The organism is Streptomyces sp. NPDC059201 (assembly GCF_042754585.1).
Classification (GTDB): domain Bacteria; phylum Actinomycetota; class Actinomycetes; order Streptomycetales; family Streptomycetaceae; genus Streptomyces.
The window spans coordinates 1-18751 of record NZ_JBHZBB010000003.1; the positions used below are offsets into that span (position 1 = coordinate 1).

The 18751-nt window shown below is 68.4% G+C and carries 23 protein-coding genes and 5 pseudogenes; 10 read left to right on the forward strand and 18 right to left on the reverse strand.

All coding sequences use genetic code 11. From position 1 onward, the window contains the following. A partial coding sequence (locus ACFXMG_RS10275) for a transposase family protein (protein ID WP_383814978.1) occupies positions 1-279 on the forward strand: 279 nt, incomplete at its 5' end. 66 nt (positions 280-345) lie between these two features. Here the strand turns inward: ACFXMG_RS10275 and ACFXMG_RS10280 are convergent. Next, positions 346-915, reverse strand: coding sequence for an SMI1/KNR4 family protein (locus ACFXMG_RS10280; RefSeq protein WP_383814977.1), 570 nt, complete (start codon positions 913-915; stop codon positions 346-348). Between the two features lie 289 nt (positions 916-1204). On the opposite strand from ACFXMG_RS10280, the gene ACFXMG_RS10285 reads away from it, so the two are divergent. After that, on the forward strand, positions 1205-1510 hold the full coding sequence (locus ACFXMG_RS10285) for a glycerophosphodiester phosphodiesterase (RefSeq protein ID WP_383815004.1): 306 nt from the start codon (positions 1205-1207) through the stop codon (positions 1508-1510). Positions 1511-1522: 12 nt separating this feature from the next. Here the strand turns inward: ACFXMG_RS10285 and ACFXMG_RS10290 are convergent. The 3 genes and pseudogenes from ACFXMG_RS10290 to ACFXMG_RS10300 form a co-directional block, all read right to left on the reverse strand. After that, positions 1523-1695, reverse strand: a pseudogene (locus ACFXMG_RS10290) (transposase family protein); the annotation flags it as partial. 211 nt (positions 1696-1906) lie between these two features. Continuing rightward, positions 1907-2144 (reverse strand): annotated as a pseudogene (locus ACFXMG_RS10295) (MFS transporter); the annotation flags it as partial. A 31-nt stretch (positions 2145-2175) separates the two neighbouring features. Then, on the reverse strand, positions 2176-2598 hold the full coding sequence (locus ACFXMG_RS10300; protein ID WP_383814975.1) for a hypothetical protein: 423 nt from the start codon (positions 2596-2598) through the stop codon (positions 2176-2178). 65 nt (positions 2599-2663) lie between these two features. Here ACFXMG_RS10300 and ACFXMG_RS10305 point away from each other — a divergent pair, with 65 nt between their 5' ends. The 4 genes from ACFXMG_RS10305 (at position 2664) to ACFXMG_RS10320 (ending at position 4224) form a co-directional block, all read left to right on the forward strand. After that, positions 2664-2870, forward strand: a complete 207-nt coding sequence (locus ACFXMG_RS10305; RefSeq protein ID WP_383814973.1) for a hypothetical protein — start codon at positions 2664-2666, stop codon at positions 2868-2870. A gap of 85 nt (positions 2871-2955) precedes the next feature. After that, the gene (locus ACFXMG_RS10310) at positions 2956-3405 is read left to right on the forward strand and encodes a hypothetical protein (protein WP_383814971.1); all 450 of its coding nucleotides are present in this window, start codon (positions 2956-2958) and stop codon (positions 3403-3405) included. Between the two features lie 129 nt (positions 3406-3534). Further along, positions 3535-3708, forward strand: coding sequence for a hypothetical protein (locus tag ACFXMG_RS10315; protein WP_383814970.1), 174 nt, complete (start codon positions 3535-3537; stop codon positions 3706-3708). Positions 3709-4089: 381 nt separating this feature from the next. Then, positions 4090-4224, forward strand: coding sequence for a hypothetical protein (locus ACFXMG_RS10320; RefSeq protein ID WP_383815008.1), 135 nt, complete (start codon positions 4090-4092; stop codon positions 4222-4224). Positions 4225-4244: 20 nt separating this feature from the next. Here the strand turns inward: ACFXMG_RS10320 and ACFXMG_RS10325 are convergent. Both ACFXMG_RS10325 and ACFXMG_RS10330 read right to left on the reverse strand, forming a co-directional pair. Next, positions 4245-4400: pseudogene (locus ACFXMG_RS10325) on the reverse strand (TetR family transcriptional regulator); the annotation flags it as partial. Between the two features lie 92 nt (positions 4401-4492). Next, entirely contained in the window at positions 4493-5566 is a 1074-nt protein-coding gene (locus tag ACFXMG_RS10330; protein WP_383815002.1) for a DUF5954 family protein, read from the reverse strand. 292 nt (positions 5567-5858) lie between these two features. Between ACFXMG_RS10330 and ACFXMG_RS10335 the strand changes: the two genes are divergently transcribed. Further along, on the forward strand, positions 5859-6548 hold the full coding sequence (locus ACFXMG_RS10335) for a hypothetical protein (RefSeq protein ID WP_383814968.1): 690 nt from the start codon (positions 5859-5861) through the stop codon (positions 6546-6548). A 3-nt stretch (positions 6549-6551) separates the two neighbouring features. On the opposite strand, the pseudogene ACFXMG_RS10340 reads toward ACFXMG_RS10335, so the two are convergent. The 3 genes and pseudogenes from ACFXMG_RS10340 to ACFXMG_RS10350 form a co-directional block, all read right to left on the reverse strand. Further along, positions 6552-7351: pseudogene (locus ACFXMG_RS10340) on the reverse strand (transposase); the annotation flags it as partial. A 267-nt stretch (positions 7352-7618) separates the two neighbouring features. Continuing rightward, on the reverse strand, positions 7619-9058 hold the full coding sequence (locus tag ACFXMG_RS10345; protein WP_383814966.1) for an alpha/beta fold hydrolase: 1440 nt from the start codon (positions 9056-9058) through the stop codon (positions 7619-7621). Positions 9059-9201: 143 nt separating this feature from the next. Further along, positions 9202-9900 carry a helix-turn-helix domain-containing protein gene (locus ACFXMG_RS10350; protein ID WP_383814964.1) on the reverse strand — a complete coding sequence of 233 codons (699 nt, stop codon included), beginning with the start codon at positions 9898-9900 and terminating at the stop codon, positions 9202-9204. A gap of 736 nt (positions 9901-10636) precedes the next feature. Between ACFXMG_RS10350 and ACFXMG_RS10355 the strand changes: the two genes are divergently transcribed. Next, entirely contained in the window at positions 10637-10999 is a 363-nt protein-coding gene (locus ACFXMG_RS10355; protein WP_383814962.1) for a hypothetical protein, read from the forward strand. 473 nt (positions 11000-11472) lie between these two features. Here ACFXMG_RS10355 and ACFXMG_RS10360 read toward each other — a convergent pair whose 3' ends face one another. The 5 genes from ACFXMG_RS10360 to ACFXMG_RS10380 form a co-directional block, all read right to left on the reverse strand. After that, positions 11473-12249, reverse strand: coding sequence for a hypothetical protein (locus ACFXMG_RS10360; RefSeq protein WP_383814961.1), 777 nt, complete (start codon positions 12247-12249; stop codon positions 11473-11475). A 282-nt stretch (positions 12250-12531) separates the two neighbouring features. After that, complete coding sequence (locus tag ACFXMG_RS10365) at positions 12532-13257, reverse strand: DUF2071 domain-containing protein (protein WP_383814960.1); 726 nt, start codon at positions 13255-13257, stop codon at positions 12532-12534. Next, the gene (locus ACFXMG_RS10370; RefSeq protein ID WP_383814958.1) at positions 13254-13586 is read right to left on the reverse strand and encodes a metalloregulator ArsR/SmtB family transcription factor; all 333 of its coding nucleotides are present in this window, start codon (positions 13584-13586) and stop codon (positions 13254-13256) included. The genes ACFXMG_RS10365 and ACFXMG_RS10370 overlap by 4 nt, the downstream gene beginning before the upstream one ends. Before the next feature lie 262 nt (positions 13587-13848). After that, complete coding sequence (locus tag ACFXMG_RS10375; RefSeq protein WP_383814956.1) at positions 13849-14169, reverse strand: hypothetical protein; 321 nt, start codon at positions 14167-14169, stop codon at positions 13849-13851. Between the two features lie 105 nt (positions 14170-14274). Continuing rightward, on the reverse strand, positions 14275-14877 hold the full coding sequence (locus ACFXMG_RS10380) for a transposase (RefSeq protein WP_383814954.1): 603 nt from the start codon (positions 14875-14877) through the stop codon (positions 14275-14277). 41 nt (positions 14878-14918) lie between these two features. Here ACFXMG_RS10380 and ACFXMG_RS10385 point away from each other — a divergent pair, with 41 nt between their 5' ends. After that, on the forward strand, positions 14919-15467 hold the full coding sequence (locus ACFXMG_RS10385) for a putative immunity protein (RefSeq protein ID WP_383814953.1): 549 nt from the start codon (positions 14919-14921) through the stop codon (positions 15465-15467). Between the two features lie 125 nt (positions 15468-15592). Here ACFXMG_RS10385 and ACFXMG_RS10390 read toward each other — a convergent pair whose 3' ends face one another. Next, positions 15593-15868, reverse strand: a complete 276-nt coding sequence (locus ACFXMG_RS10390) for a hypothetical protein (protein WP_383814951.1) — start codon at positions 15866-15868, stop codon at positions 15593-15595. Positions 15869-16850: 982 nt separating this feature from the next. Continuing rightward, positions 16851-17225, reverse strand: a complete 375-nt coding sequence (locus tag ACFXMG_RS10395) for a hypothetical protein (RefSeq protein ID WP_383814949.1) — start codon at positions 17223-17225, stop codon at positions 16851-16853. On the opposite strand from ACFXMG_RS10395, the gene ACFXMG_RS10400 reads away from it, so the two are divergent. After that, the gene (locus ACFXMG_RS10400) at positions 17215-17832 is read left to right on the forward strand and encodes a hypothetical protein (protein ID WP_383814947.1); all 618 of its coding nucleotides are present in this window, start codon (positions 17215-17217) and stop codon (positions 17830-17832) included. The two genes, ACFXMG_RS10395 and ACFXMG_RS10400, sit on opposite strands and share 11 nt — an antisense overlap. A gap of 213 nt (positions 17833-18045) precedes the next feature. Here the strand turns inward: ACFXMG_RS10400 and ACFXMG_RS10405 are convergent, their stop codons facing one another. Both ACFXMG_RS10405 and ACFXMG_RS10410 read right to left on the reverse strand, forming a co-directional pair. After that, positions 18046-18285 carry a hypothetical protein gene (locus ACFXMG_RS10405; protein WP_383814946.1) on the reverse strand — a complete coding sequence of 80 codons (240 nt, stop codon included), beginning with the start codon at positions 18283-18285 and terminating at the stop codon, positions 18046-18048. A 335-nt stretch (positions 18286-18620) separates the two neighbouring features. Next, positions 18621-18737 (reverse strand): annotated as a pseudogene (locus tag ACFXMG_RS10410) (glycosyltransferase family 2 protein); the annotation flags it as partial. Between the last annotated feature and the right edge of the window lie 14 nt (positions 18738-18751).

Sequence of the window (18751 nt, forward strand, 5' to 3'; positions counted from 1 at the left end):
ATCATCCGGATCTGCGAACGCCAGGGGGTCCCCGTTCTTGCCGACCGTGCCTACATCGGCGCCGGTCCCTGGGTGACCACACCCATCAGACGGCTCCCGAACCGGGACCTCACCACGACCCAGCGAACGATCAACCGGGCCCTGTCGGCGGCGCGGGCACCGGTCGAACGCAGCATCGCAAGGCTGAAGTCCTGGCAGATCTTCCGCCGGGCCCGCTGTAGCCCCAATCGCATGACCGTCATCGCCACAGCCATCCTCACTCTGGAACGCCAACGCTGATGAACCGCATGGCCGTTCCAGGGGGAGGACGGATGGGCAACGGCCGTCATCCAGTCGGAAACCGTCTCACGACCAGACAAGCCGACCTTCGGAGAACCGACTGACCCGGGAGCTTCCACCGGCGATCCTCGTCAATCTCTCCGCCACAGAGTCGAAATACTGGGCCATCGATTCGTACTCGCCCGTGACCGTGGGGTCACCCACGAACCAGCTGCCGACGCGCCCGTCCCGCACATCAATGAAATTTCCACTCCAGCCGTCCTGGTCCGACAGGAACGGAATCCACTCGTTCCGCCAGAACGGGTAGTCCGGTTGGTCCGGAGGGTCGAATCCGCAGGACGTGGAGCGGTTCGCGTAGAGCCTCTCCATCGCTCGGATGCCCAGAAAGAAGCTCCCCTCGTCGGGGAACCCGTCGAAACCGCAACATTGCACTTCGGCGTCGAAGTCTTCCTCCGGCAGATCCAGATTGTTCTGCAGCAGCCAGGTCCGCAGGTCCCTATGCAGGGAGATCCGCATCCGTTCTTCGGCTGCCGCGAGCATCTGCTCCGTGGCGGGTCCGGGTAGATCCGCGTGATCGGCCGGCGCGTGCTCTCGAAGAAGACTCATCACACGTGACCAACTCTCAGCCACACTCATCGCCCTCTGTCCTCTCTCCAGGGATGCCTCCGTCCGACTACGCCACTGCGGAGGTCGGGAAGTACCGGCCGGAGAACCTTGCAGGGATGATACTTCGAGCATGTGTTCTATCTCTCCTGCGATCGTCTTCCGCCCCGAAGCGCGGAGCTAAGGGCTGTCCCGCAGCGAAGTGACCGCCCGCGACTTCTCACAGACAACCCACCGTGCCCGGTGAGCCCAGCCAAGTAGCTTCCGGGGCTCAAGCGAGAACCACGGCATCACCCTGAAGTGGCGAAGCTGAAAACGCTCACTGAAGCACTTCCGCACGCTGGCCCCCGAGGTTCCGATGGGGCTGCTGCGGGACAAGCTCGACACCGATCCCGTGTCCGTGGTCAAGGAACTCGGAGGGACGGCGTACAACATCTCCGACCGATCGCTGGTGACGCGACCGGAGATAGTGGCCGGGCTCCACGCCGCCGTCGTCTCGGTAGACGTCTGGACCGTGAACGACCCTGTGTTCCGGCAAGCACTCGCCGACCTGGGCGTGGACGGCATCATCACCGACCGCCCAGCAGAACTGGCAGGCTGGAACGCCGCCCGCGCCGCGAACCACTGAGCGTTTCCAGCATCGCCTCTCCAGAGTGAGGACGGCTTTGGTCATGACGCTCATGAGGCTGGGGCTGATGCGTGATCTGCGGAAGATCTGCCAGGACTTCAGCCGCACCATGCCGCGGTCGACCGTGCCCTAGCCGCTGCCAGGGCGCGGTTGACAGTGCGCTGGGTGAGGGTGAGTTCACTGCCATCGTGACCCACTCGACGAGGGCATGCGGGAGGTCGAGTGCGGCAGGACAGGGAACCAACAAGGCTCCTATGCCGGTGGGTTGAAACTTCGAACACCTCCACCAACGGCACGGGGGCATTGTGCGTTGCGGCCCTCACCTCAACCTCACCGGCGTCACCCGATCACTGGCCACGCCGATGCCGTGGAGCCATGAGGCCAGGGCGAACATGGCCGTGGTCCGAACAGGTCCACCGTGCGGCCGCCGAGGAGCAGGAACCCGCCGAACGCAGCCGCGTAGGCGCTGACCACCCACTGCAGGGACAGGGCCGAGAAGCCCGAGATCCAGACCCATGTCAGGCAAGGCGACGTACACGATGTTGTAGTCGGTGGCGCTGATGAACTGGGCGAAGGCCAGCAGACCGAGTATGAGCCCGGACCGCGGGGGCCGATGGGGAGCTGAAGCAGTCATGTGACTCTCTAGCCTTCCTGAGAGTGAGTGGTTAACCACTCACTCTCGAGCCGAAAAAGAGGGCCGAGCGCATGGCAGTCGACCCCGGATGGTTGGCGGCAGGGGCGGTCAGGGGACCTCGAAGCCCTTCAGCAGAGTGTGCCCAGGGGGCGTCGACGTCCCGCCCATCGATCGCGAGCAGCGCGTTCGCCAACAGTCCGTTGGCGATGAACTGCTGGATCTCCTCGTCACTGGCCCCCGAGGCTCCCCGTACGTACTCGACCTGCTTGGCGTAGCAGGCCCGAATGGCCTCGCGGATGAGGGGCTCGCTCGCCGCGCAGTTCGCGTGCATGAGGACGAGCAACAGGTCTCGGTCGTCGATGAGCCGGCCGTAGGAAGTCTTCACAACAGCAAGGACGCTGGCCGGGTCGGCGCCCTGGGCCTGAGCCACGCCGTCCGCAAGACTCTCCCCCATGCGTGTAGCGCAGTGCCCGATCGTTGCGACGAACAGGGCTTGCTTGTCAGGGAACAGACCCGCCGGTGACCAGCGCACACACCGTACCCGCCGCCGACCACACCACCCGGCTCGGCACCGAGCCGGTCGGCCGGCTGCTGTGGCGCGCCTGCACACGGACCACGGCCGCGGTCGGCGTCTACGGCATCTACGCGCTGACCAATGCCTGGTTCGTCGGCCACGGTGTGGGCGACACCGCGATGGCCGCTGAAAACCTGGTGCCCCGTTGCTGATGCTGCTCGGCGCGCACGGCGAGCTGCGCGACCTCGCCCGCCCCTACGCCGTGGTCCTGCTGTGCGGGGCGCTGGTGCGACCGGGTTGTCCAGCCTGGTGCGCGCCGAAGGCCGGATAGGCTACTCGACCCTCCTGTGGCTCGTGCCGGTGGCCGTGCAGATCACCCTCGACCCCCTGCTGGTCTTCGGCTTCGACATGGGAGTGCGGGGTGCGGCCCTGGGCACCGTCGGCGGGCAGGCCGTCTCCGCGGCGATGAGCCTGTGGTTCTTCTTCGGCTTGCGGCAACGCCCTCACCGCATCGGCACGCAGGACCTGCTGCCGCACGGCCCGACCCTGCGGGCTGCTCGGCATCGGCCTGCCGTCATTTCTGGCCGAAACGGGCGTCACCCTGCTGACCGTCCTGGTCAACGCCACCCTCGCGGCGACCGCGTCGGCCACCGCTCTCGCCTGCAGACGTTCGGGATGATGCCCCCCACACCGGCATCAGCCAGGGGCTGCAGCCCATCGTCGACTACAACAACGGCCGCGGTCTGAGCAGCCGCGCCCTGCGGGCCCGCAACCTCGCCCTGCTCGCCTCTCTCGTGTACGGCCTGTGCACCGCCGCCCCACTCGCGCTGCTGGCCACACCCCTGGCCGGGTTGTTCCTGAAGGATGCCGACACCATTGCCACCGTGGGCCAGGCGCTGCCAGCCATCGCTCGGCCTGACCGTCGCCGGGATCGGGCCGCTGGTGGCGGCTTACGCCCAGTCGCTGGGACGCCTGGCCCCCGCGTACCTGATGTCCATCAGCGCCCTGCTCCTGATCAAGGTCCCCCTCGGCCGGCTCGGTACCCACTGAGTCCGGGCTGCCCTGGCCGCCGGCGAGCCGGCCACCGCCGGCGTCGCGCTCGGCCTGCTGCGACGCCTGCGCGACGTCACGTCCAAGGCTCCGTAAGGAGGTGCCGCACGAAAGCACGCAGCACGGCAGCCATGTCCACCGCATCGGGGGCTGGTCAGCCACTGCGCCTGCAGCCCGTCCAGCAACGCCACGAACCCGTCGCCCGTGACCTGGGGATCGACCCCGTCCCGCAGCGCGCCCTGCTCGTGCAGCTCCCTCGACGCCTGGACGACGTACGCGCGCGTCGTAGTGCTCCCTGAAGTACACATGCGCGGGATGCTCCTCGGCAATCGCCTCGGCGACCAGCCTCACATAGAGCTCGACCATGCCCGGACTCCGTGCATGATGATCCGCCAGATCTACCAGATGCTCCACCGCAGCCTCGGCGACGACACCGTCGGCGCCATTCGCGCGATGTCCTCCTGCTCCCGGCGCTCCAGCACGGCTGCCAGCAGAGCCTCCCGGTGGGGAAAGTAGTAGTGAAGCCCTACGTGACTGATCCCGGGCCGCTTCGCGATCTCCCGCAACGAAGCGCCGTGATACCCCACATCCGCGTACACCTCGGCCCGCCGCTGTGGCGATCTGCTCGCGACGCGCCGCCCGTTCGCGTAACCGCCCGAAGATGCTTGAGCCTTGGCTTCACGAGCAGACATGCCAACCTAATCACAGGAGCGGCCAGGCGGCGAGCGACTGCGCGATGGGGCGAGAGAGCCGCGGCCCTCGAATCTGGGGGCCGTCACGGGAATCAGGGCGAGGCTGCGGGTTCGTCACCCTCGGGCTCGTCGAAGTGGACGGTGCCGTCCTCGTCAAGGCGTGGGTGGAGCACGGCTGGGGCGTGGTTGCTGATGTCGGAGGGGCGCGGGCCTTCCGGTCCGTCGGGGCCCCAGCGCAGCAGGCGTCGGGAGCGGGCGATGCGGTAGACGGTGCCGTGGGCCTCGACCTCGTCGCACCGGCCGTCGCGCAGCCGGTCTGCGGCGTCCGCGTATTGCTTCAGCTCTGCAGCTACCTTGTCGGTGGCGCCGTCGGCCGGGTGGCGGGCGTCGGTTGTGGGGTCGGCCTCGTAGGGGATCAGGCCGCGAGTGCGCGGTTCCATCCAGGTCAGGGCGAAGTCCAGGGTGCGGCGGGCGGCGTGGGCGGTGGCTTGCAGGCCGCTCCCCGGCGACCAGACGTCGTCGCCGGATCGCTCGACGATCAGGAAGGCCGCCGGCATCAGCAGGACGTCCGGATGGCTCTCCACGGCCTGTGCGGAATCGGTCAGGACCGGAGTGGGGAAGCGGGTTCCGCTGTAGGCCAGGGGACGCAGGGCTACCCGCTCCGCCGCCTGAATCGGGGACAGGGGTGCGTCCGGGTCCAGGACGAGGTTGTCGTCAACCCGCGGGCTGCGGACGCCGGAGCTCCAGTCGGGGGTGAGGGGTTCGGGGTCGGTGGGCCGCGGTGTTTCGATGCCGCCGTTCGGATCGATGGCCGCGTACTCCTCGGCCCGTACGACGCGGTAGCGGGTGTCGAGCACGGTGAGTTCGTCGACGTACTCCTTCTCCAGTCGGGCGACCGCCGCCAGCAGCGCGCGGCGTTCCTGCCTGCTCTTCGCCTCGTCCTTCGCCCGGAACCACAGCTGAGAGTTCAGGGCGTCGCGGGCCTGCTGGGGACAGCTGTGGGTGACCTCGACAACCACCCGCCACCGCCGCCCGTCGTCCTCGCCGTGCGCGGCGACGCCGAACAGCGGGCCCCGTACCGCCAGGCCGCTGTGGCGTGCCGCCGCGTCGGCGGCATCGGCCTCCATCACGGCCTCTACCGGCTCCACCGGAACCCTCACCACCATCGGCCACTCCCCCGGCCCTGCGTCTTCTTCGCTCACGTCACCATCGTGACGGCTCTCACGCACTCGTATCGCGGTTTCACCGGATTTCCACCTTGGTCTTTAGGCAGCAGGGACACGGGGCTGCACGGGTGGCCTGCGGTGACTGGGGGCATTGCCGGTCGTGCTATTGATCAGAAGCGTATGTGGTTCATTCGTTGAGGGTTGTCCCGTCTCACCGGAGTCTCACGGGAGTTCGACCACTCGGGATTCGTCTCAGCGGACCTTGACGTCGCAGGCCAGGTACGGTGCGCCCATGATTGAGCGTCTTCCTTCCGACGTTGACGTGCCCGGCGAGATGCGACTCGCCGGCTACTTCGTTGCGGTGCCCGAGCGGTTCACGGTCTCGGGGTTGCCCCGTAGGGAGCAGCTGACGTCGGCGTCCGGCTGCCTGATCGACCGGTTTCCGGAGGATGGCTGCTGGTTCGGCACGGCGCAGGAGGCACTCGCGGCCTGCTTGCCTCTCCAGTTGCCCGTGGAGGCACGCTTGTACGCCCTGCTGGTGCCCTCCGAACATGTCGGCGGATTCGTCGCCGACATCCGCTCGGCCGGGACGGACGAGCCGGTGCTGCTCGCCCACCTCCACGGTCGGGGTAGAGAGGTCGCCCGGGAGGTGGCCGAGGGCGGGCACAAGCTCGGCTGGGAGGTACTCGGCTACGACTCTGGCCTGCTCCACACCTGGCTCTGCAACGACCTGTACGAGGAGGGCAGGCTCCACCTCGTAGTGGACACCGATGAACGCGGTCTGCTGCCCGACCGGCAGGCCGCCCTACGAGTCGCCGCCTGGGCGAACACGCGTGGAGACACCAAGCCAGTCACCTGGTTCCCTGGCGCCTTGATCGAGTGGGACACCCCGATCGAGAGCGGCCTCGGCCCCGTCACCACCGAGACCCCGGCGCCCCTTGCACGGCAGCCCTGGTGGGGCCGGATCCTCCAGCGCGCCTGAACCTCAGGCCGAGCCCGATATCGGCACCGGTCGAACTTTGCTGAGAACGGTCACACCTCGGTGAGACGGGGCGAGGGTGTAGCGGACGTGGGGGCCGCCGAAGGAGCCGCGGATGATGTGGGGCTGGCGTTGTCGGCGGCGGAAGAACCTGCGGGTTTCGGCGGCGAGTTCGGCCTGGTTCCTGGCCCGGTGGGTGTGAGGCGGGCTGCGTTTGGGGTCGGCGTTGAGCAGCTCGTCCGGGTTCAGCTCGGGTGAGTTCGAGGGCAGCAAGTGCAGCTCGATCTCGTCGTCGTGCTCGGCGAGCCATGACTGGACGGCCTTCGAGCGGTGGGCCGAGTGCCGGTCGACAACCAGGTGGACTTCCGGTCGAAGTGCCCGACGATCCGGGCGAGGAACCGGCACATGGCCTTCGCGTCGAACGACTCGGTGAAGACCATGAAGTACATCCGGCCACGGGTGCTGATCGCGGACATCGCGTTCACAGAGAACCGGGTTCCAGTCCGGCGGACGATCGGAGTCTGCCCGTTGGCGACACGGAACAGATCCGGATCCTGCTCGACCGCCCGCTTGTCCGGACGCTGAAAGGTCAGCCCCCAGCGCTTGAGGTACTTGCCCACACTAGGCTCGGTGAACCGGACTCCGTACAGCTTGAAAATCAGCTCGCCTGTCTGCCCCCGTGTCCACAGCTGGCCCGCAAATCCCAGGTCGGAGGGATGTGATCGACGGCAGCGGTGGCGGACCCCCGGGGCAGCTCCGGATCGCGGATCGCGACGATGCCGAGGGGACCGATCCGCACGCGGACGAAGTCGCCGTGCGCGGGGATCGGTTTCAGGAAGCCCAGCGGAGCCCGTAACAGCGGCACGGCGTGCCCGATGAGGGGCAGCGCCTGGGAGCGGTGGGAATCGAAATTCTTCATGACGCGTCGCGGTTGCTCTCGATCGTCCGGCAGCCACTCGTGTGAAGCCCAGGCGTGTGGTGCTCCCGACAGCTTTCGTGAAAGCGGCAGATCAGCGGTGTTTCCTCCACGCGGCGGACGGGTTGACGACCCGACCCGTGCACACGCCGGGTGGTCACGTGGCAGGCACCTCCTGGCGCAACAGAAATCCCTCGGCGGCCCGTGCACCCCCGTCGCTGCGGCTCTGGGTGGAGTGGCCGACTCCGGCCAGCACGACGAGCTCGGCCTTCGGGGTCACGCCTGCCAGGTCGCGGGCCCATTGCACGGGCGTCGACAGGTCCCGGTCGCCGGCAAGGAGTAGGACGGGCATGGTCAGGGTGCGCCCGGGCGCGGCCTGGTGAGGGCGTGAGGCGGGCCAGGGCAGACAGGTCTGAGGAATGCCTTGCGCGCCCGCCGTCTCGCGCTCGAAGGGCCACACCGCGGCCGGCCTGATCCGCTGAACGGCCCGTTTCAGGGCGCGTTCCCGCCCCTCGGCGGGTGCGGAGGCGTCACCCCACGGCCAGCGCGAGTCGGCGCAGAGCGTCGCGGCGTGCAGCCCGGAGCTGAATTCCGACGATGGCTCGTCGGACGGCGCGGAGAACCCCGCGACGAGACCGTCGAGACGGGACCGGTCGCCGGAGGCGGACGCGTGGAGGGCGTCGAGAATGCCGAACCGGGGGTTGTCGAATTTCGGGTCGATGATGCTCGCGATCACGAGCAGGTTGAACACACCCACCCCGTTGCCGTCCCGCCGCACCACCGTCGCGAGGTCGCGGGCCGGGTCGAACCCGCACCCCTGCTCGCGGCAGGCGGTGCGGAGCACGCGCGCGCTGTGGCCGAGGGAGTCCTCGTACAGCACACCGGCACCGTCGAGCGGGACGACGGAGTCGAGGACGAGCGCGCGGACCCGGTGCGGATGGGCGAGCGCGTACTGGCCGGCGGTGAAGGTGCCGTAGGAGACGCCGTCGAGCGTCCAGGAGCCCACACCGAGGGTGCGCCGCAGGTCTTCGAGGTCGGCGACCGTGTCGGCGGTGGTGTGGAAGTTCCGGCGCACGCCGAGCCTTTCGGCGCAGGCGGTTACGGCACCGGGTGTGGGGGCGACGGTGTCGCTGCTGCCCACCTCCCTCTGGAGCGCCGGGCAGTCGACCGCCGCGCCACCGGTCCCGCGCTGGTCGATCATCACCAGCCGGTATTGAGCGAGGGCCCGTGGGAGCCGCTCACGGATCCGCTGAACGTACGGGACGCCTGGCTGGCCGGGGCCGCCGGTGAGGAAAAGCAGCGTTCCCCGGGGCGCGTCGGCCGCACCGAAGACGGCGGCCTGGAGCGTGAGCGTGCCCGGTACGGCACCCGTACGGTCGAGAGGCACGGTGAGATCGCCGCAGGTCACGTCGGTCTGTCCGGGGCAGGGACGCGGATCGGTGAGCCTCGGCGCCGGGGCCGAGGGGGCTGTCGGGGCCGTGGTGTACGGGGCCGTGGTGTACGGGGCCGAGGCGGCGCCCGGTGGTGCCGAGCTCACGCACGCGATGGCCGTCAGGGCAGCCGCCATGGTCGTACCGGCTCTGGTCAGGAAGGTCATCGTCACGTTCCCCCACGAGGAAGTCGCAGCGCCGCACGGCACCCAAGGCAGGGGCACGGGGCACGGGGCACGGGGCACGGCACAGGCCGGGTTGTCCGGCTGCCGCCAGTCTGCGGCCCGCCCTCCTCCGTGGCAGTGGACATTCATGCGCGATGCGCCAGAACAACCCTCAGGGCGCTGGGCGCTTTCCCCGTATGGCTGCGGAACACTCTGGTCGGATGAGCCTGGTCGGCGCACCCGTAGGCGTACGCGCGGGAGCGCACGCTCTCCTCGCCCTCCTCGAGCGTGTGCAGGACGCCCCGGATCCGCAGGTCGTTGCCGTGGTACGTGAGGGTGGTGCCGGTGACGGAGCGGAAGGCGCGGCTGGGGTGATGTGGCGACTCCGGCCGCACGGGCCGGTTCTTCCAGGGAGAGACGCGGGCCGGGCGTTCCGCCGGCCAGGACGGCGCAGGGTGCATCGCGGAACATCCGGGCGTGCGCGGGCAGGCGCCGGGACGGCTTCCGGTGTCCGCGTGCCAGTGCCCGGTGTAGCCGGTCACGTCGTTGAGCAACCGGTGCGGTCGCTTGCCCAGTTCGGAGGCGTCGGCACCGTGCCGGGCCTCTGCCAGTAGCGCGTGGTGGCCGACGTCGGCGGTGCCGGTGGCGGTGAACCGGCGGGAGAGTGGCGGGCCGTCGAAACGGTCGGCGAACAGACCGGCGCCGCACCGGATCGGGGTGGCCCCGTCGCCGGGGCCGATCGGATGAGCTCCCTGCTGCTCGTCGCCGGGTCGGGTGAGGTAGCCGCAGCCCCCGCTCGCGTCGACGAAGAACTCCTCCCCCGGCGATCCGACGCAGGTAGCCACCTGCCCGGGCCAGGACGACGGTGTAGACGTCGGCGTGCCCGCGCCCGACGAAGCCCGTACTGTCCTCGCAGCACAGGATGTCCTGGACGGTGATCCCGGCGGCGGTGATCCGTCCGCGCAGCGCGCCGCGCCGCTCCCGTACGGCTTCGTTCCCCGACAACTCCCGGTTGCCCGCACCGGCTTCGTCCATGCCTCCCTTCCGCCACAACGACCAACCCGTCGCCGCCGGTCCGCGCAGCTGACCGACCCCGTCCAACCCGCCCTCAGAGCGTCAGGAGACACACCGCTACCCCTTCGATGAGTACGGGGAGCAGGCCGCCAGCATCAAGCCCATCGTCATGAACGGACCGAGGTCCTTGCTCCGGACGATCGCAGCGCAGCGTCACTCGTCGGCAGGGTCCTCGTGTGGACGGACCATGGAGCCGCACTCGCAGCCCTGAACTTCGTCTGGATCCCGTTGAGATGCCTGCGTCTCTCCTTGCCATCGCGAACGGCCGGCTCAGCCGGTCAACCTGATCGGCAGCTCCCACCCTGCCACTCTGGCTCTACAACTGAACAAGATCACCACGTGAGACACCGCCTCAAGGCATCGACCCAGATCTCTATGCTCCCTGCGCCGGCCGTACCACGACTTTCCAAGGGGAGGAAGGCTCAACATGTCTGAGCACACATCATCAGCGAACGAGAAGCGCGGTAGATGCCGGCTCAGACGGACCTCGCAGAAGCAATCGTCCAAATGAGCAGCGCACAGAATCGGCGCCCCTGGGCGGAAGCCGGCGGCAGCACCGGCCGACTCGTGTTCGCCATCGCGGAGTCGGCCGTCACCGCCGTGATGTCGTTGTGCTGGCTGCTGCTGTCCCTGGCGATGTACATGGAGTCGTACGACCTCGACCCCAGCGCTCCGCGCCAGCCGCGCGGCCAGGTGCAGCTGGCCTGGCTCGCGGTCGGCGCCCTCGCCTCCATCGGCGTCACCTGGCTCCTCAGAATCACCACCCGAAAGCCCAACGTCCAGCTTGTCAGTGACGGGCTCATCGCCCTGCGGCTGCTCCTCGTTGTGGCCCTGACAGGGTTCCTCACCGTCGATCTGCTCGACGGCTGAGGACACCTCACCGCATCGGGCCGGGCGGTCCCACTTCGCCAGGCTCGAATGACGAATGACGAAGGACGGAATCCGGGGCTTCCCATGAATCAACCCGGGGGTTGCCGACTGGCGCCTTGTATGAAGGGTCCGTCAGCCTGCCGGCAGGCCCTTCCCCTCGCTCGATCGCCCGTGAGTCCTAGTCGGTTCGCTGACGGGGACTCTGTCTTTACGCAAGGACGGTCTCCGGTGGGGGCACAGCGGGGACCGGTCCCGGTTGCCCTGTCGGGTGGGCGCCTGATGCGACTCCTCTGCGGGAACACCGGCCTGCGCGCCACACCGCTCACGGGGTGTCGACCACACCAAATTCGGCGTTGGTCATTCTCAGGCAAGCTCCGGATGGTCCATCTCGGCGGCATTCGTCACTCAGCATGACCGCTTGCCTCAAGCGAGCCAGAACATGAAAAACAGCAGCGCGAGCGACGCGCGGTGCGTCACTGCCCGGCTGGTGCTCGGGTGAGTCCGGCTCCGACCTTGGTCAGCATCTGGCCGAGGAGGTGGAGGGCTCGTGCCCGTGTCGGCACTCCGGGCGCCGTTCCCGTCCAGTAGGCGTCGGTGAGCTTCTCTATCACTCCGAGGGTCCGGTCGTCGTCCTGAGCGGCCAGAACGAGGACGAACCGCACGTAGTCTCCGATGTCGCTTCCCTGGGGGTGCTGATGTGTGAAGGTCCGCAGACGCGGTGTCAGGGCGGGCAGGGTGCGGTCCGTCGGGAAGACGACGGCCAGGCCGGCGAGGGCGAGGCGAAGCGCCGGGCATTCGGCCGACCAGCGGGCCAGCAGATGAGGAACGTGCGTCTGGACCGCGCTGCGAGCCCCGGCTTCGCTGTCGGGATCGGCATGTTGCGGAGCGGCCGGCCAGGCTTCGGCGAGGTGGCGCTCGGAGACGGTGGCAGCGTGGAACAGCAGGCTGACCGCTTGGAACCGCTGTCGGGCGGGAATCCGGTCGTCGACGGCGAGGGCACCGACCCAGGAGAGGCCATCGGCGGTGGCGGGCCGGCAGGTGTCCTGATGCAGGATCTCGTTGTAGAAGTCGGCGAGGAAGCTCCGGTCGTCCCCGCGAGGGTCGATCCCGGAGTCGAACAGCATCACCGCCTGGGGCGGCCTGCGGCCCGGCATGCGGTCGGCGATGACGTCCCGGAACAGCCGCCGGATCGGCGGACCGGAAACAGTCGTGTCATGCCGCGTCTGTTCGAGTTCGGCGTGCACGTCCATGACCGGCCCAGCCTACCGAAGCCCCCCCGGGGCCGACGATCCCTCGCCTGGGCGAGATCCGGCAGGACGTCGGCCCTGAGCCCACAGCCGGCAGTCGTCAGCCGTCAGCCGCCCAGGACAGGCATGCAGTCCACGCGAGAATGCCCCAGGGTCGCCGTGGGGACGGCGTACAAGACCGCCGCACCCCACCCCGGGCGGCACGGTCTCTGAATCCCCCGACCGGCGCCCGGTTCCGATGTGACCGGCGACGGCCGTAGCGACCTCCTGGCGAGTTGAGCGCCTTTACTCGGCAGCCATGGCCGGAAGTGGCAGCCATCTGGCGGGGATGTCCCGCATGAGCAGAGCGCAGTCCAGGGTCGCGCTCCCCGAGGGAAAGCAGTCCGGGTCGTCGAAGAAGGACGAGGCGGCGGAGCGAACTTGGGCGGCTTCCACATGCCAGGCGTCGGTGCGTAGTTCCATGCCGTCCAGGTGGCGGCCAGAGTTGGTAGCTGAGAAGCCCTTCGCCCCGTTTCGGAAGAAGCGGGAAGCCTCGGCGAGATCGGCGAAGAGCTCGCTGCCTCGCAGTTCGTCGGCTAGGTCGACGGTGACATCTACTTGGGTGTCGCCATCCCATGTCGCGAGTGCGACGCGCATCCGACCGGGCGTCTCGTGCACCTGGAAGTCGGCTCGGCCGTGTTCGCCGGGGAAGAGGCGGCCTCCGGCCCAGACGTTGAGCCGTGAGGCGGTGTCACGTTGTGGAATGTAGACGCCGGTCTCCAGGCCGTCCGGTCCGTCCCACTCGACGGCGATTCGGTGTGCCGCGTTCTCGCTCCGCAGACCGAACGCCTTGGGTGCCCAGGACGGCCGGACGCTTCCCAGGCGCAGCAGGCAGATGCCCGCGACCGCGTAGCCGTGCACCAGTTGTGGGCGCAGTGGGCCGGGGAGCAGGCGTGCGGCGGCATCCGGGGCGACTCGGTAGTTCACCAGGAGCCGTCGTTCGATCACGCTGGACAGTCGCGTCTGCCTCATGATTCCTCCCTCTGTGCCCCGGCGCGCCATTTGGTGTGGCGGAGCACGAACTGCTCGGGACAGACGGCGCTGAGGAAGCGGCCGATGCTGGTGGCCAGGCGGTCCTCGGCCAGCGTGTAGAGGATCCGATTGCCTTCCCGTCGCTCGGTGATCAATCCGGCTCCCTTGAGCACGCCGAGGTGTCGGGAGATGGAGGGGGCGCTGATGGCGAACCTGGCGGCGATCTCGCCGGCCGCGAGCTCGCCGTCTCTCAGATCCTCGAGGATCTGGCGCCTTGTCGGATCGGCGAGGGCTCGGAAGGCGCCCGCCTCATCCTGGGCTTCTGTCATACGCAATATTTAGCATCTTAGCTAAATAGCTAACAAGGTGGTTCGCGCCCTCCGTCAGCGGTTGCGGCCGGCCGCTTCGGCTCAGCTCGCCCGCCCTCCCACCCCACCAGAGCGCTCGCTCGCCGGCTGAAGCGCCCAGTGCGAGATGGGTGTCACCGGCTCCGGCGCTTCGCCCGTTGCCTGCGCCGACGCGCAGGCTCGGCGGGCGGAGTCTTCGTGAGAATCTGTGTGCCTGCCAGGGCATGCCGGAGGCTTCAACCGGTCACAGACCGCCGACGTCTCTGGCCTTCTTGAGGGCGGAGTCGAGCGCGTCCACCACGGCGTTACGCTGCTTCACGCGCGCCGCCCGGTCTGCCGGGACCAGCCGCGCGGCGGCCTGCACCGCGTAGACGTCCGGGTCGCCGAAGGCGGTTCGCGGGTGCTCTCCCGTATCGGCGCAGTGGGCCGTGACGTCCTTGACCGCCTGGAGCACGACTGCCCGGTCCACGCCCGGCTGAATGGCCAGTCGCACCTGGAAACGCGCCATCCACTTTTCGCGGTCCTTCTCCCTCGCCGCGTCCGTCCTCTGGTCCTTCTTCGTCACGTGCTCTCCCGGGTGATCGGCAGCCGTCCGTCATAGAACTGGACGCTGATGCATCGAAGTGGGTTGCGAAAGCGAGCATCCTCAAGTGACGACCAAGGAGCCTCACTACGGGACAGCGCGCTGCCGACCGGTCCACTGCTTACAGAAAGTCACCACAAGGGCGTTGGACGTGCCGGCGGGTGGTGAGGCAGGTGGCGAGGCCGAGGAAGGCTTCGTGGATGTCGTCGCGTCGTTCCCGGCAGAGCGTAGGCGGCGGAAGCCGTGGAGCCAGGCGATGGTGCGTTTGACGACCCAGCAGTGGGCGCCGAGTCCGGAGCCGTGGGGGACGCCGCGGCGGGCGATGACCGGTTTGATGCCCTGGGCCCAGACGAGACGGCGGTACTTGTCGTGGGCGAAGCCCCGGTCGGCCAACAGCCTGTCGGGGCGTCGTCGCGATCCGCCGACATGGCCCGCAACGGACAGGACCTTGGCGAGCAGGAGCATCAGCTGCGTGACGCCGTTACGGTTTCTGCCGGTCAGAGACACGGCAAGCGGGTTGCCCTGCCCGTCGACGAGGATGTGGGGCTTGCTGCCCGGCCGCGCTCGGTCGACCGGGCCGGGTCCGCTCTTGGGCCACCCCTTCGGGCCGGCCGCCATGACGTGGCTGGAGTCGATCACCGCCCTGGACCAGTCCATCTGCTTGACAGACCGCAGCTTCGTCACCAGCACAGCGGGGAGCTGGAGCCAGCACCGTCGTGCAAGATGGAACCATGACAGGGGACGCGAACGAGATCGTTCTGAGCAAGCAGGACCTTCGTGAGGTCGCCGCCTTCGCTGCGGCGTGCGCGGAGACGGTGCTCGAGATCTTCGAGGCCGATCAGCCGGACGACTCGCGCCCTCGTGATGCTGTCCGTGCTGCATGGGAGTTCGCTCAGGGCGGCGAGCGAGGGAAATCTCTGCGCGACACTGCATCCGCCGCCCTCAAAGCGGCCAAGAACACGGACACTGAGGCTGCCCGCGAGGCAGCGTGGGCAGCGATGTCTGCGGCAGCGGCCGCCTATCTGCATCCGCTGGCCAAGGCCACCCAGGTCAAGCACATTCTAGGAGCCGGCGCTTACGCTGCCAGAGCAGCCGAACTCGTCGCCGGCGACGATCGGAGCGTTGGCGCCGAACACCTGAAGCAGTCGGTACATCGGGCGACACCAGTCCTCGTTGACGTGCTCGAACGCTTCCCGACGGCGCCGAGTGGCGGCGGGCGGGTTGGGGAGCTGATCCGCATGCTGGACGCCGACCTTCGTTCACTCTCCCTCGCTGAGTGACTTTCACCGTCCAGAGGCGTGGCCTCACCACCATGGGCTCCGCAGGCGAGAGTCAGGTTCTGACCCAGATCTCGGGGAGAGGTCGCGGGGTGTCACCACGTTGTTCGATCGCACGCGTTGATCGGCTACTCAAGGGCCAGGTAGCCAGGTGACGGATGAACCAGCTCGGGATGTTCCACTACGTACCGATCGCCGTGGATCGACAGCATTGCCCAGTGCCATGCCTCGTCGTGAAAGACCAGCTCGCGGAACGAGTTCTCAGCCGACTCGTACGGGTAGTGGGCCAAAGCGGCCTCCTTCGCCTCCTCCGGCCCCAGTCCGCCGTGATGCTGCATTACCCATGCGTAGCCACGCCGCTCGGCCTGCAGATAGTCGAGATACTCAGCTTCGTTCCATGTCACGGCGCAAGGGTAGACCGGTCGCCGAAGGGGGCGGCGCGTCACTGAAACAGGATCATCTCTCGGAGCTGGGCTGGCGTCGACGGCGGTGATCCAGGTGGGGAGTGTGGCGCCGAGGCGGTCGATGAGGATCTCTCCAAAGTGGCGGACGCGTTGGGCGGCCGTGTCCGGTTCAGGGCAGCGGGCCCGGCCCTCCTCGGCCAAAGTCGTCGATGCCCGTTGAGGCGTGGCGGACGGAGCGCCGCGCAAGGTGGCGATGTGGGCTCGGACCATGCTGTGGGTGACGGGGGGGGGCTTGCTCGGCAATCAGCTCGCTGTGCCGTCGGACGAGGCTGATGCGTCCCTCATTGAATCGTCGTTCGAGGTGGGGCTTGTAGGGGGCCGGTCTGCCGGGCCGGGGGCGGCTCTGGCGAATGGGGTCCTGCCGACTTGAGGCGATTGCGTACGGAGCATGATGTCGAGGCCCCAGCCCAGGCGCCGGCCGATCGCCCCGCGTGAGTGGTGTTGGGCGAGCGGCTCGTGGACCAGCACGTGAGCTGCCTTCTTCCGCTCGGCCCGTCGGCCAACGAGGTCCGAGTCGCCCTGTGTCGGGCCAGAGTCTGGGCGGGGTGTCTGCGGCAGTGTGCCGTTGGGAGATGTTGCACAGAGAATCGCGGCGAACGGCGACGCAGGTCTCGGCGACGGGGCCGGTGCCTGCCACAGATGAAACCGGGCGGCGACCTGCAGAGCATCGAGGGCTCCGCGCCGGGCACCCTCGACGCAGGTGCCTGCCCGCCTCCGGCAGATCATCTCCACACCGGGATGACAGATCAGCCAGGCAGCCACCGACTTCACGCGTCGGGAGCACGCCGGCCACGCGATGGTCTTCGTCGCTGGTCTAGACTGTGGAGTAGGTCTGGCCGCAGCGAAGCGCGAAGCCGTCCACGCCCGCACCCGCGGAGTGCTGCAGTGTGGAGCAGGCAGCGCCATGGCCTCCGGAGCAAGATCACCCGCCACCGAAGCCCAGCTGCGCGCCAGCCCGTCCGGCCGGCGCGAGCCCCACTCGCTCCAGTGCATGGTTGAGTCGAGTGGTGAACCGTGCGTGCGGGGCGGCCATCCTAAACAACGTCTTGGCGAACGTCCGGCGCGGACAGTCCTCCGGCCCGTACCCCAGTCGGGGCGGCGGATGTCGCGGTTCGCGCTTGAATTCGCCGATGGTCGAGACGAATTTCGAGTACATCGTCTTGACGTAGGCGACGGTGGTCTCGTCGCCCTGGGCGATCGCGTTCTTCCGGACCTCCAGCGACTCTGGCCCAATTGGTTCCGAAAAGACAAAACTTGGACCCTTCGCACGGCGGCGGAACCGAGCGATGAACGCCATGCCGCCAACCCGCGTCCGGTCGGTCGCGGACGCATGCGACACGGCGATCTCTGCGACACGACGAATCCGGGGGCTCGCGGGTACGTTAGTGGAGTCGTTGAAGCAGGCGCCCTACTCGGCCTTTCTGCTGGGGTCACTACAGGTATCCCTCGCGTTCTTCCTGCTGGCCCCCGTGTACTTCAACATCCGCCCGCGGCGCGCGGGTGTCACCCAGTTCACCAGGCCGTCCGCAGCCATGTACGGGTGCACACTGCTGTGTGGCGTGGGACTGATCCCCGGGTGGACCGGCCGATTCGCCATCGTGGCGCCGTGTGCGGCTTCCGCCGTGGTGCTCATCTGCCTTTTCGACAGTCCGCGCGGCCGGCTCGTCAACACCGCCGTCGGCGCCTTGATCGTTCTGATCGCCTGTCTGATCGCGCTGGCGCACATCCACTCCGCCGCTTCGCTGGACGGGTCCTTCTGGAGCTGGACGCTCACCGGCAGCGGCGTCTTCCTGCTGATGGTGTGCGTGCTGAGCAGCTCCACCGACTCCGTGCCGCAGCGAGTGGGGCACGCGACGATGGGACTGGCCAACACCGCCTTCGGGCTTGCGCTCATGACATCGTGACAGCCCGCGCACCGGACACCACTCCACAGCGACAGACGCACAGTTGGCAGTGCCGTGAGGTCGGCGGGGAAAGCAGGCCCGCCACCTGGCAGTCGTTTCGCGGGACCATCCCTGCACGAACGGGAAACAGTGGACGCCTCGGTCGACACGAGGACCTGTTCCGAGTCGGATTGCCCCCCCTTTTCCGACTCGGATCAGATGGCTGCTGAGCGATCAGCCGTTGCTGTGGTCGAGGATGTTGCCGTTGGTGCAGTGGTTGACGGTGTTGCCGTCCCAGGCACTTCCGGCAGGGACAACCGCCAGCTCCTGGAAGCAGACGGCAGCGGCGCTGAAGTGCCAGTTGTTGGCGGCGTTGACGCCCGGCCCGAAGTTGCTGTCGCCCTCGGCGTGGGCAGGGGCGGCCAGTGCGAGGCTCGTAAGAGCCAGGGCGGCCACGGAGATGATCTTCTTCATGGCGTGCCCAACGGCGAGCGATGGCCGTGGTTACTGCGTCACAGCAAGATTCCGTCCGACGCCTCTCGCACCAGCGTCCATCTGGGTACCTGCTGGTGACGAACTCTGTACAGACCGGCGGCCCCCACTCTGCACCCGACCGTTGGGGAGGTGTCCTGATGCTGGAAAAGCCGAGGAGATCGGCCGGCGCATCCGCAGGGCGAGGCTGCGTCTCGGGATGCCGCAGGCGGACCTCGCGACGGCCCTGGGGAAGTCGCAAGGTCGGCAAGAAGAATGACTCCTGCCTCGCGTGGCCCCCGCCCCGGAGCGATCCGGACCAGCGGGGTTTCGTCGTCTCAGATCACCGGCGGCCGACCCAGCCGGGTCATCCGCCTCACGGTCCGCCACCGGATGGGACGCCGCGGCGGGCACGGTACGCGTACGCTCGGCGCCGCTCGGAAGCCGGGCTCGCTCTCGCGCTGGCGTT

What these genes read in the sequence shown, in the direction of transcription:
- ACFXMG_RS10345 (WP_383814966.1), bottom strand. Translation starts at nt 9,058, where the DNA reads ATGACCTTCCTGACCAGAGCCGGTACGACCATGGCGGCTGCCCTGACG.
- ACFXMG_RS10335 (WP_383814968.1), top strand. Translation starts at nt 5,859, where the DNA reads ATGATTGAGCGTCTTCCTTCCGACGTTGACGTGCCCGGCGAGATGCGA.
- ACFXMG_RS10280 (WP_383814977.1), bottom strand. Translation starts at nt 915, where the DNA reads ATGAGTGTGGCTGAGAGTTGGTCACGTGTGATGAGTCTTCTTCGAGAG.
- ACFXMG_RS10360 (WP_383814961.1), bottom strand. Translation starts at nt 12,249, where the DNA reads ATGGACGTGCACGCCGAACTCGAACAGACGCGGCATGACACGACTGTT.
- ACFXMG_RS10330 (WP_383815002.1), bottom strand. Translation starts at nt 5,566, where the DNA reads ATGGTGGTGAGGGTTCCGGTGGAGCCGGTAGAGGCCGTGATGGAGGCC.
- ACFXMG_RS10355 (WP_383814962.1), top strand. Translation starts at nt 10,637, where the DNA reads ATGAGCAGCGCACAGAATCGGCGCCCCTGGGCGGAAGCCGGCGGCAGC.
- ACFXMG_RS10300 (WP_383814975.1), bottom strand. Translation starts at nt 2,598, where the DNA reads ATGGGGGAGAGTCTTGCGGACGGCGTGGCTCAGGCCCAGGGCGCCGAC.
- ACFXMG_RS10370 (WP_383814958.1), bottom strand. Translation starts at nt 13,586, where the DNA reads ATGACAGAAGCCCAGGATGAGGCGGGCGCCTTCCGAGCCCTCGCCGAT.
- ACFXMG_RS10405 (WP_383814946.1), bottom strand. Translation starts at nt 18,285, where the DNA reads ATGAAGAAGATCATCTCCGTGGCCGCCCTGGCTCTTACGAGCCTCGCA.
- ACFXMG_RS10385 (WP_383814953.1), top strand. Translation starts at nt 14,919, where the DNA reads ATGACAGGGGACGCGAACGAGATCGTTCTGAGCAAGCAGGACCTTCGT.
- ACFXMG_RS10365 (WP_383814960.1), bottom strand. Translation starts at nt 13,257, where the DNA reads ATGAGGCAGACGCGACTGTCCAGCGTGATCGAACGACGGCTCCTGGTG.
- ACFXMG_RS10400 (WP_383814947.1), top strand. Translation starts at nt 17,215, where the DNA reads ATGAACGCCATGCCGCCAACCCGCGTCCGGTCGGTCGCGGACGCATGC.
- ACFXMG_RS10320 (WP_383815008.1), top strand. Translation starts at nt 4,090, where the DNA reads ATGATGATCCGCCAGATCTACCAGATGCTCCACCGCAGCCTCGGCGAC.
- ACFXMG_RS10395 (WP_383814949.1), bottom strand. Translation starts at nt 17,225, where the DNA reads ATGGCGTTCATCGCTCGGTTCCGCCGCCGTGCGAAGGGTCCAAGTTTT.